At 33.3% G+C, this 12,020-nt stretch carries 11 protein-coding genes; 9 read left to right on the forward strand and 2 right to left on the reverse strand.

The window, feature by feature from the left end; translation table 11 throughout:
• Positions 1-10: 10 nt before the first annotated feature.
• Entirely contained in the window at positions 11-1,096 is a 1,086-nt protein-coding gene (locus tag OGZ34_RS14400) for a sensor histidine kinase (protein WP_173964211.1), read from the reverse strand.
• Positions 1,097-1,306: 210 nt separating this feature from the next.
• Between OGZ34_RS14400 and OGZ34_RS14405 the strand changes: the two genes are divergently transcribed.
• From OGZ34_RS14405 to OGZ34_RS14440, 8 genes are all read left to right on the forward strand, one after another.
• On the forward strand, positions 1,307-3,658 hold the full coding sequence (locus tag OGZ34_RS14405) for an outer membrane beta-barrel family protein (protein WP_263360654.1): 2,352 nt from the start codon (positions 1,307-1,309) through the stop codon (positions 3,656-3,658).
• Positions 3,659-4,271: 613 nt separating this feature from the next.
• The gene (locus OGZ34_RS14410; protein WP_263360655.1) at positions 4,272-4,643 is read left to right on the forward strand and encodes a hypothetical protein; all 372 of its coding nucleotides are present in this window, start codon (positions 4,272-4,274) and stop codon (positions 4,641-4,643) included.
• A 775-nt stretch (positions 4,644-5,418) separates the two neighbouring features.
• Positions 5,419-5,580, forward strand: a complete 162-nt coding sequence (locus tag OGZ34_RS14415; protein WP_263360656.1) for a hypothetical protein — start codon at positions 5,419-5,421, stop codon at positions 5,578-5,580.
• A 1-nt stretch (position 5,581) separates the two neighbouring features.
• Positions 5,582-5,971, forward strand: a complete 390-nt coding sequence (locus OGZ34_RS14420; protein WP_263360657.1) for a hypothetical protein — start codon at positions 5,582-5,584, stop codon at positions 5,969-5,971.
• A 219-nt stretch (positions 5,972-6,190) separates the two neighbouring features.
• Complete coding sequence (locus OGZ34_RS14425) at positions 6,191-6,466, forward strand: OmpA family protein (RefSeq protein ID WP_263360658.1); 276 nt, start codon at positions 6,191-6,193, stop codon at positions 6,464-6,466.
• 11 nt (positions 6,467-6,477) lie between these two features.
• Positions 6,478-7,041: a hypothetical protein gene (locus tag OGZ34_RS14430; RefSeq protein ID WP_263360659.1), complete on the forward strand. Its 564-nt coding sequence runs from the start codon at positions 6,478-6,480 to the stop codon at positions 7,039-7,041.
• A 648-nt stretch (positions 7,042-7,689) separates the two neighbouring features.
• Positions 7,690-8,664 (forward strand): ornithine cyclodeaminase family protein, encoded by a 975-nt coding sequence (locus tag OGZ34_RS14435; protein ID WP_263360660.1) that lies wholly within the window; start codon positions 7,690-7,692, stop codon positions 8,662-8,664.
• On the forward strand, positions 8,657-9,724 hold the full coding sequence (locus OGZ34_RS14440) for a proline racemase family protein (RefSeq protein ID WP_263360661.1): 1,068 nt from the start codon (positions 8,657-8,659) through the stop codon (positions 9,722-9,724). The genes OGZ34_RS14435 and OGZ34_RS14440 overlap by 8 nt, the downstream gene beginning before the upstream one ends.
• Before the next feature lie 149 nt (positions 9,725-9,873).
• On the opposite strand, the gene OGZ34_RS14445 is transcribed toward OGZ34_RS14440, so the two are convergent.
• Entirely contained in the window at positions 9,874-10,428 is a 555-nt protein-coding gene (locus OGZ34_RS14445; RefSeq protein WP_173964205.1) for a GNAT family N-acetyltransferase, read from the reverse strand.
• A gap of 602 nt (positions 10,429-11,030) precedes the next feature.
• Here OGZ34_RS14445 and OGZ34_RS14450 point away from each other — a divergent pair.
• Complete coding sequence (locus OGZ34_RS14450; protein ID WP_173964204.1) at positions 11,031-12,005, forward strand: ribonucleotide-diphosphate reductase subunit beta; 975 nt, start codon at positions 11,031-11,033, stop codon at positions 12,003-12,005.
• Positions 12,006-12,020 lie beyond the last annotated feature (15 nt).

The raw sequence follows: 12,020 nt of genomic DNA on the forward strand, positions 1-12,020 counted from the left end.
CTTTCTTCGCTTAGTGTTGATCGTTTTGCAGGTTGACTTCTAAATGAGCCGTAAAATGGGTATCACTCTTTGTTACCTTAAAAGTATAATTTTCCGGATAAATTTTGTCCAGTTGCTGAACGATATTGTTCAGACCAATCTTGTCGTTTTCAGATTCAGTTTCACTTTTTCCAATTGTGTTTTTCACCGTAAAGATAAAACGATTGTTGACCACTTTTAGGTCTATAGCAATGATTGGTGAGTTTCCAGTGTCTTCGCCAGCACCGTGTTTAAAGGCATTTTCGACTAACGAAAGTAAAATTAAAGGGGCTATAACACCATTATGGTCTATATCGGTGGTAAAAATCACACTAAGCCTTTCATCATATCTCAATTTTTCAAGTGCAATATAATTGTTAAGCAGCGTGACCTCTTGTGAAATGGGTACGTACGTACTGCTGCAGCGATACAAAATACAATCCAATATCTCGGATAAAACAGCAATAGATTGCGAGGTAATAGGAGAATTACTCAGCGAAAGCGAATAAATATTGTTTAGTGTATTAAATAAAAAATGAGGATTTAACTGGGCTTTCAGAATCTTTAACTCCGTTTCGGCTTTTTGCTTTTCCAGCAGTAACGCTTTTTTCTGAACGACATACTGATCTTTTATCAGTTTTACAAAGACAAAAAACAAAGAGAGAAAAATGGATTGGATAAAATACGATCGAAACAGTTTCGAAAGATCAGTGAAAATTTCAAAAAGTGGCTCCTGATCAAAAGGAGGAGTACGAACAATAGGCTCCAGGACATAAATTACCATTGTCCGGTTAATGGCCGCGATAAAATAACTGCAGACAATAAACTCAATCCACACTATAGTTTGTTTTTTGGCTGTCATTAAGCGTGGCAGAATGCGATAAGAAATAAAATAAGCGATGAGAAGCGCAAAGAACAGGTCGAATGCGATTGCCAGCATATCATTTCGAAAATTAAAAGTAGGATCATCAAAATTATTCTTGCCAAGAAACATAATATATAAACAAGTCCAGAAAAGGACATGAGCTGTGACCCGATGGGCTGAAGTATAGTTGATGAGTTTCTCGAATGTTGACATAGTAGACCAAAGTTAGTATTTATTTGGAAAGAGAAATTGCCTGTCGACAAATAGGCCCAAAAATGACATTAACGGGCAAAAAACGGCGATCAACAAAGTCTGTAGTGTCAATTAAATTGTTTGTAGGTCTGAAAGAACTGTATATCATGCGTATCATTTTTGCAAGTGATTAATGAGGAGTTTTGGTGAAAATTATAAACGCAACCAAAAATGAAACAGCTCTTCTTACTCATCATCCTCTTTCTAGGCTTTGAAGGAATGACACAGACCAATGAATTTACGCTTAAAGGAAAAGTAGTGGATTCAAAAACCAAACAATCCCTGCCTTACGTTACCGTAATACTGCAATCGTCTAATCAGGATAAGAGAACCGTCTCTTCTGACAAGAATGGGATGTATGTTTTTAAAAGTCCTCCGGGAAATTATCAGTTACGAATTGAATTCATGTCTTACAAACCATCAGTAGTAAATACATTTTCACTTCAGAAAGATCTTGTATTAAAAGACGTTTTGCTGGAAGAGGAGATCAATCAACTTAACGAGGTGAATGTGGTTGCTGAAAAATCGGCTGTAGAATTAAAACTGGATAAAAAAGTATTCAATGTTGGAAAAGACATTCTTTCAAAAGGCGGATCGGCTAATGATATCCTGAATAATGTTCCTTCTGTAAATGTTGATATTGCTGGTGTCGTAAGTCTTAGAGGCAATAATGGTGTTACGGTTTTGATTAATGGAAAACCCTCTATGCTAACGGCAAATAATGGATTGTCTCAAATTTCGGCCGCAAATATTGAAAAGGTCGAAGTCATCACAAATCCGTCAGCAGCTTATGAAGCTCAGGGGAGCGCGGGGATCATCAACATTGTACTGAAGAAAAACAGTATGCAGGGTTTTAACGGCTCGCTACAGGTCGGGGTAGGCAATCCGGCGAATCATAATCTGAATGCTAATGTGAGCTACAAAACGGAAAAGGTAAATCTGTTTTCGAATATTGGATACCGCTATATTGATGTTTATGCTTCAAACAGACAATTTCAGCAGAATACAAACAACAATGTGGTAACCACGCTGCATCAATACGACGATAACAAGCGCAATAACAGCATTTACAATATTTATATAGGTGGTGATTATTATATTAATGCTAAAAATACACTGACGGGAAGTTATTACCACGATAGAAACAACAACAATTACAAAACGGCTTATACGTATCGTTATTCCAATGCAGCGCAGACAACAGACAGTATCATTAACAGATTTGAAAATTATAAGGAACCTAAAAATTACAATGCTCTGGAATTAAATTATGTAAAAACATTCGACAAAAAAGATAAAAAATGGACAACGAGTCTGCAGTATGATTTTTGGAATGATGATGAAAATCAATACATCGATCAGCAGAAAACATTGCCTTATGAACCGGAGGTTTCTAATTTATACACAAGAGATATTGAAAGCAGTAATGATATTTTTATAAAATCGGACTTTGTAAACCCGATAGGTGAAAATTCTAAAATTGAGATGGGAATCAGAAGTGATTTGCGGGCATTAAGAAGCGATTATTATACGATCCTTGATGAGGTGCTGCAGGATCAGTTCACCAATAAGTTAAAGTATGATGAAAATCTGTACAGTGCTTATTTTCAGTTTGGAAGTAAAATTAAAAAGTTCAATTATCTGGTAGGCCTACGAACAGAGCTATCGGATATAAAAATTGCCGACACCAAAAACACATTCAGCAACACCAAAAACTACATTAACTTATTTCCAACTCTACATTTGGTGTACAATTTAACCGAAAAAACAGATTTACAGCTCAGCTACAGTAAACGTATTAACCGTCCTAGATTCTGGCAGTTGAATCCATTTTCGGGACTTTCAGATTTGCGTAACCTCACAGTCGGAAACCCCGATTTAAATCCAATGTTTACCAATTCCTTTGAATTGACGCTATTGGCCAAGCGCGGAAAATTCAGTATTAATCCGTCGGTATATTATCAGCATACCACCAATTTCTTTGAATATATTCTGCAACGTACGGCTGAGAATTATTTTGTGACAACACCGGTAAATCTTGACACCGAAGATCGTTACGGAGTTGAGGTGTCGTCTACCTACAGCCCGGCAAACTGGCTACGACTGTCTTTGGATTTTAACTACTACAAATTTAAACAACAAGGCACTTACGAGACAGTAGTTTATGATGTGGAAGATCAGACCTGGTTGTCTAATTTTCGTTCGGTTGTTAAGTTTCCTAAAATTATTTCGGGTGAATTTAGTTTTAAATACCGTGGAAAAAATCAGGGAGTGCAGTCGCTTACAGAGGCACAGTACACTGCTAATATTGGTTTGAATAGGGACTTTTTTAACGATAAAATGTCGGTAACATTAAACGTAAACAATCTTTTTAATTCACAAATAACAAAACAGGTAGTCAATGCACCGCTTTATTACTTAGAATCAGAATTTAGAGCGCAGGGAAGATACATCAGACTGACCGTGATTTATCGTTTCAACCGCAAAAAGAATGAGGCCGACAGACTACCGGACTCCATGTAATCCGGTAGTGTTTCAGAGTTAGTGATATAATATTTTTTATTTCTAACATACTGAAATAGAGTGAGAATTAACTATGAATAATTTAAAGATGAGCAGTACTACTCATCTTTTTTGTTTTAATATTGTCTTAAAAGAACTAAAATGTGTAAAAATGCTACTTCGTGTTCCAGAGTTAGTGACGATACCTGCTTTCCGAAGTGTTCAACTTTCAATTGAAAAGCTGCGCAAAAGTCTCTGACTTTGCGCTTTTTTTTACTTATAATCATAGACGTTTCAAAAGTCTCTGACTTTTTTAATGGACTTATTGATGGAATCAAATTTAGCTTATTTTTAAATTATTTTAAAGTCGGAGACTTTTGAGGCACTATGTTTTTAAATATATTTGTTAGTTGCAGCACAAAGTCAGAGACATTTGCACAGCACATTTAATTAAAGAATACTTTGCAGAGCTGGGGGACAATTGCGAAAGCTGCAAAGTCTGTAATTAGAGCGACTGGTAATCATGTGACAAGAGCGACGAATCAAACAGTAAAAAAACTTTCAAAAGAAGCTCTGAAACAGACAGCCAAGTCAGCTGAAAACATATTGAAATCAGCTACATTAAAACCTATAAATGACGCAAAAGATAAAACAAATGGGTAAAAATAACAAAAAGAGAAATAGTACTAAACTTATAAAAGATAGATTGTATATTCTGATGTGCGCTATAATAACTTTATTTGTAATATTTTACTGTTTTAGACTTAAAGTATATAATTTTCTTTTAGATTCAGATTCACAATTGATTGAAGCTAGGATTGTAAATGAAAAGAACATTTTAGGAAAGGGGATTATAACCCAGATGTATACATATTCTTATAAATTTTATATCAAAGAAGAATATTATACAGGAGATTCTAGGGATCAAAAATATAAAATTAATGATACAATTAAAGTAGAATACTGGCCTTTCTGGCCAGGAATTAATAGACCAAAAAATAAATAATCTATGAAAAAGTTATACCTGTTAATATTCTTACTTTCTTTCAATTGTTTTTCACAAGCATTTGAAGGGGAAATAATTTATTCTAATGAATATAAAAGTAAGTCTTCTGAAATAAAGGATGAAGTTCTCAATTCAACAATGGGGACAAAGCAGCAATATTTTATTAAAAATGGGAATTATAAGTCGGTTACCAATGGCAATTTTTTGCTATGGTAGTTATATATTGCTAAAGAAAATAAGCCATATAATAAGGTTGTAAATTCTGAATCGTTATTGTGGAATGATGCAGCTGTTCAAGGTGATGAAATTTTGAATGTACAGATTAATAAAAATGTAATTTCAGTTCTGGAATATAAATGCGATGAAATCATTTTAACATGCAAAAGTTGAATTCAAAAGTACTATTACAATTCTAAATTTTCTGTTGATGTAAGTAAGTTTATAAATCATAAATTAGGTAATTGGTACGATTTTGTTTCAAGGTCAAATTCTTTACCTCTGAAAATAGTTTTAGACAACCCGCAATTTATATTTATAAGTACTGCTGTTGAAATAAAATCTCTAAAGTTAGATGATATTTTATTTATGATACCTGAAAATGTCAAAACTGAAAAAAGTCCTTGGTAATTTGATAAAATATCGGTTGGATATGCTAGGTAGTGTTACAGATTAGGTGTTTTTATAATGTAACCACGTAATGATTTGAACAAGGATATGAAATTTTAATTATTGAATAGAAAAAGAGACGACCCCCGCTACGTAAAGTGTAACTGCTGTGCGAAGGTTCCCTACAGCAGAAGGGTATAATGATTATGCAGATAATAGTAATAAGTATAAATATAACGGAAAAGAGTTGGAAGATGAGCTGGGAAAAAGTTCCTTAAGTGTAGGAGGAATGGTTAGTGAGACAAAAACATGGATCTTTGAATATAATTAAAATGAAGAATGAAGGCTTTGAATTTTCAAAAAAGCAATTAAAAATACTTTTGACCATTTGTGTTTTTTTAGTTTTACTCTATATAATATATGTTGAGATTTTTCGAACGACTACAATGGATAGTAAAGAAGATTCTTTAAATTATGTTACTAATGAACAATATATGGGAACTGTTTATTATAAAGATTATGATAAAAGCAACCATAATAATCCAACATTATATTTTAAAGATAAAACAGAAATTATAATTAATAGTGAGTTTTGGTCTAGAATAGAAATTGGAGATTCTATCGTAAAGAAAAAAGGAGAAACAATTATTACAGTTTACAGAAATAATGAAAAATTTATTTTAGATAATCAAGAAATTATTAATGGTTTAAAAAAGAAATAATTTCTGCACTTACCTGCTCTCCGAAGTGTTCAAATTTCAATTGAAAAGCTGCGCAAAAGCCTTTGACTTTGCGCATTTTTTTTTACTTATAATCATAGACGTTTCAAAAATCTCTGACTTTTTTAATAGACTTATTGATGGGATTAAATTTAGCTTATTTTTAAATTATTTTAAAGTCGGAGACTTTTGAGGTACTATGTTTTTAAATATATTTGTTAGTTGCAACACAAAGTCAGAGACATTTGCACAGCACATTTAATTAAAGAATACTTTGCAGAGCTGGGTAATGTAAGTATTGCTAATAATCCAGACTGGAAATCAGATACAGATATATCAATAAACGGTGGTCGTGGGACTGTAAGAGATTTACAATTATTAAGAGCAAAAGTAATAAAGCAGTTTTTGATTAAGAGGGGAATTAATCCAAATAGAATATCAATTGGAGCTGGTGTTCTCGGTAAAGACACTAAAAGTGCAAGTGCTGAAAGTCGCTAAAAAATAAAAAAATGGAAATAAAAGAAATATTTATAGTATCGTTGATTATAGTCCTATGCTGTTCCATGACAAATTTTGCTATAGAAAAAAAAAATAATGACGAAAATGATGAAATTTTATGGTCCAAAAGTAAAAAATTAGTTTGGGAAGATTTTAAAGGAATACCAGATACGGTTGGTTCAATTATGCTGGCGGAAACAACTTCAACTATAAAATTTGAATATAATGTTACTAATAATGTGCTAACTAGTTATAAAATAGAATCTATTTTTATAAAAAGTAGATCTTGGACTATAACCAATGACATGCAACTTTTAGCTCACGAACAATTACATTTTGATATAACAGAATTATATGCAAGAAAAATTAGGAAAGCGTTTGATAGTTTAAGGATTAGAAAAAATTTTAATGAAGAGAATTATTCTTTAATTTATAATTCTAATATTTTAAAAAGAAATGATTTAAATAAATTGTATGATAGTCAAGTGTATGGAAATAATATTCGACAAAATCAATGGATAAAAAGAGTTAAAAACGAAGTTTTAAAGTTAAATAAATATGAATCAAGTTACTAAAACGGTTAGTATTTTCGAAGAAAAAGGTAGTGTTTCAGAGTTAGTGATATAAGATTTTTTATTGCTAACATATTGAAATAGAGTAAGTATTAACCATGAATAATTCAAAGATGAGCAGTACTGGGTAATGTTTCAGAGTTAGTGATATAAGATTTTTTATTGCTAACATACTGAAATAGAGTAAAAATTAATTATGAATAATTTAAAGATGAGCAGTACTGCGATAATGTTTTTGATTAGTTTTTTTACAAAATTTCAATGTAACTAGCTGAAAAAGAATGTGTAATTTGAATATTAGTGAGACGGCCAATTGGTCGTCTTTTCTATTTTTATAAAGCTTTAGAATACTTTTGCTGTATCCTGGCATTTCAAATTTGGTGTTGAAAGTAAAGGGCAATTCAAATGATAGGAGCATTAGGAAACAATTCTTTCAGTTTGAGTAAAACTGGTGCAGAATGTTACGAAAACAGACATTAGTAAAATGTGTTTTTTAATTTTTCATTACTTTTCAAATTGGTCAAAAAGGATCTTAGAACTTAATGAATTGGTATTATATTAACCCTGAATTGACGTATGTTATCTGCTTATAGATGAAATAGTATTATGATGGAATAAACTTCTATTTTTAATGAAATTTCAACACAATACATGGAACCAATACAACTTATTTCAGATCATTTTATTGAAGAAAAATGTAATTTTAAAGAACTCATAGAAAGACTTCGAGCCGGGTTTTCGACTTTGGCAATTGAGGTGCCTATGCGCCACCATCACGATTATCCTAATCCTGAAGAAGGTAAAGACTCGACACTGCTGCTAATGCCGGCGTTTCAGGCAGGTAAAGATTTAGGAGTAAAAATAGTTACAGTAAGTCCTAATAATGGTAAATACGATTTGCCTTCAATTCAGGGGACTTATATTTATCTCGATGGGCACAAAGGAAATATAAAGGCAATTCTTGATGCTAAATCACTAACAGGTAAACGTACTGCGGCAACATCAGCTTTAGCAAGTAGCTATCTTTCGCGAAAAAATGCCTCGTCTATGCTGATGATTGGTACTGGAGCATTAGCCATCAATCTTATTAAGGCGCATGCTAGTGTAAGACCTATCAAAGAGGTTTATGTTTGGGGAAGAACGATTGAAAAAGCACAATTGGTTTGCGATGCACTCAAAAACGCTCCGTTTACCTGTAAACCCGTTTCAACTATAGAAGAAGTTATTTCTCAGGTTGATATTATTTCGGCAGCAACTTTATCACCGGTTCCGCTTGTTTTTGGGAAATGGCTGAAACCAGGTCAGCATTTAGATCTTGTTGGGGCTTACAAAAAAGATATGCGCGAGGCAGATGATGAAGCGGTTTTAAAATCAAGTCTATTTCTGGATACGTATCAAGGCGGACTAAAGGAAAGCGGAGATATTTTGATTCCGCTGACGAATGGAATTATCACGAAAGAAACAATCAAAGCAGATTTGTTTGAATTGTGCAGTAATACAAAAACAGGCAGAACGTCTGATACTGAAATTACCTATTTTAAATCCGTTGGACATGCTTTAGAAGATCTTGTTGCAGCGGGATATTTTTATGAAGAATATAATTTAAAAACACAAAAAAATGCCTAATACATACCAAAACATTTGTAATAATACGGATTATAAAGCAGACGCTTCTGTATTGCAGATCAAAACAATTGATATGCATACAGGCGGTGAGCCCTTGCGTGTAATTGTTTCCGGTTTTCCAAAACTTAAAGGGAGTACTGTTCTGGAATACCGAAGAGATATAAAAGAAAACTACGATTATTTAAGAACGGCATTGATGTTTGAACCTCGTGGTCATGCTGATATGTATGGTTGTATTTTGCTTCCGCCAAATGATGAAAATGCAGATTTTGGTATTCTTTTCATGCATAATGAAGGATACAGTAGTATGTGTGGTCATGCTATTATTGCCATAAGCACCCTGGCGGCAAAAATGAATTGGATAACGGTAAAAGAAGGGGAGAATGAATTGAAAATTGATGCTCCATGTGGTCGAATTTTTTCGTTTGTCACTTTATTAAATGGCGAAGTAACAGGAGTGAGGTTTCATTGTGTACCAAGTTTTGCTGTAGGTTTAGATCGTATTGTAAATGTTGAGGGCATTGGTGATGTTGTTTATGATCTGGCTTATGGTGGCGCTTTTTATGCTTATGTTGATTTGAGAAAAAATCCGCATTTGAATTTTGGATTAACCGAGGAAAATTACCGTGCCATTATTCAAAATGGTGTAGCTATAAAACATGCAGTAATGAATCATGATAGCGAAATTCAGCATCCGTTTGAGAAGGATTTGAGTTTTCTATACGGAACTATTTTCATCGATGAGCCGTTGGATACTGCTAATCACAGTCGAAATGTTTGTGTTTTTGCCGATGGAGAAGTCGATCGTTCTCCAACAGGTTCTGGTGTTTCGGGAAGAATTGCTATTGAAAAGGCCAGAAACGCCATAAATAAGAACGAATTTATTACGATAGAAAGTATAACAGGAAGTACTTTTACAGGATCTCTTGTCAGAGAAGAAAAATTTGGACCTTTCAAGGCTGTAATTCCGCAAGTTGAAGGAACGGCTTTTGTAACAGGAGTAAATACGTTTTTGATAGATCCAAAAGATCCTATGAAAAATGGTTTTATACTGAGATAGTTGATTTACAAATTAAAATTTAACCGCAAAGCTCTATGTAAACTTTGCAAGCCATGCGAAAATCTTTGCGGACTTTGCGGTTAAATCATATCGTAATTCTACCCACATTTCAAACCTGAAACCTGAAACTTGAAACCTGAAACAAAAACCTACGAAATCTGTAAATGCTCCATCGTTTTTCCCACCAAAGTTTTGGTGCCAACGATCTTAAAGCCTAGTTTTAAGTACAGTTTCTTGGCATTAGGATTGGCCTCTTCTACCAATAAACCTAAAGTCCGGTGGTTTTGCGTTACATATTCATCAATTAAAAATTGCAGGAGTTTTGAGCCAATTCCTTTTCCCTGATGATTTGGACTTACCCCAACCGAATCAATATAAAATTCACCGCTTTGTGTTTCGTCTTCCGGATTAAAATCAGAATTGAAATTCAGGCGGACATAATCGACAATTGGTTTTCGTAACGGATGCAATTGAGCTCCATCGTAAACAGAAACTGCTCCTATAATTTCGTTTTCCTCCTCTGCTACAAAACAGTTTTGATAGGAGTACTGGTTATTTTCGGTTTCAACAAAATGAAGTAAGAAATAATAGGCTGTTTTAGGATTCTTTTCACCAATAAATTTATAGATAATGTCCTCCATTGCCAGCAATAAAAGTGCTGCAATATTTTCTGAATCTTCAATTGTTGCTTTTCTGATAATCATGATAAATGCGTTTAGTCTGCAAAATTACGCCAACTTTCACAGATCAATCATTTTTGCTTAAAATTTTTGCTGAATAATTGTTTTTTTCTTAATTTTTAAGAGAATAATCAACGATGTGATACGTGACTTGTAAATGTTAAGTGTTTTGTTTTTAAGTGTTTACATGTGTTTCTGAGTGTGCTTTTTCGCATGTTTATCCAAACTCTAATATTTAAAAAAGTGTAACAGTCGGCGTTTTACTTTTTTATGAAAATGGGTATTATTGTAGTATAAAGACTAAAATTTTGAAAGTAATTGTTGATAACTGTTTACAAGTAGAGCTAGTTTTTTGTCTCCTTTCCTGTTGATAACTCTATTTAGATTTAGTACAAATAACTGATGTATCGTCTCTTACAGTTTATTTTCCGGCTGTTGATAAAACGTAAAATGGGTGGAGTATTTCATAGGATCAACCTGTTGATAATTGCGTTGTTTTTTAACATCAAAAAAGGGGTGAAAGAAGATCTCCGGGTTAAATTTGTAATTATAGAAATGTCGTCAAAACCTCCCCAAGAACGAAGCATTTTTATTCGAACTCAGTCAAACATTTAATACTTACATATATGTCTATATTTGATAAAAGAATCAATTATAAACCTTTCGAGTACCCGGAGGTTTTGCAGTTTACAGAAGCCATAAATAAAGCGTATTGGGTCCATACAGAGGTTGATTTTACAGCTGATACACAGGATTTTCATTCGCATTTAAATTCTGCAGAGAAAACGGCAATTAAGAATAGTTTACTGGCAATTGCTCAGATAGAAGTAGCTGTAAAAAGTTTTTGGGGAAATATCTACGAACATTTTCCAAAGCCGGAATTCAACGGACTGGGGAGTACTTTTGCCGAATGTGAATTCAGACACTCTGAGGCCTATTCACGTCTTCTGGAAGTTTTAGGATACAACGATGAATTCGAAAAACTCATGGATATCCCTGTAATCCGCAAACGTGTCGATTACCTGTCAGATGTACTTAAGGATACCAAATCCCAGGACAACAAAAAATATGTTATTTCTCTGATTCTGTTTAGTATTTTGATCGAAAACGTATCGCTTTTCAGTCAGTTTGCGATTTTATTGTCTTTTACAAGATTTAAAGGATACATGAAAAATGTGAGCAATATTATCGCATGGACTTCTATCGACGAGCAAATTCATGCCAATGGCGGAATTTATATCGTAAACAAAATCCGTGAAGAATTTCCGGATTATTTCGATGAAGAGACCTTAAACCTTGTTCGTGAAACGGTTAAAAATTCAATTGAAGTAGAGGCCGATATTTTAGACTGGATTTTTGAAGAGGGAGAAATCGAAACCATTAATAAAACAGATTTAGTTAATTTCATGAAGTTTCGAATAGACGAAAGCCTTATTCAAATTAACATTCCAACAATTTTTAATGTCGCAGCACACGATTATAAAGCAATGGCATGGTTTGAAGAAGAAGTTTTTGCGAACAGCCTTGACGATTTCTTTGCAAAAAGACCGGTAGAATATACCAAACATGACAAAAGCATTACCGCAAACGACCTGTTCTAAAAAGCAAATTACAAT

It is taken from the genome of Flavobacterium collinsii (assembly GCF_946903285.1).
Lineage (GTDB): Bacteria > Bacteroidota > Bacteroidia > Flavobacteriales > Flavobacteriaceae > Flavobacterium > Flavobacterium collinsii.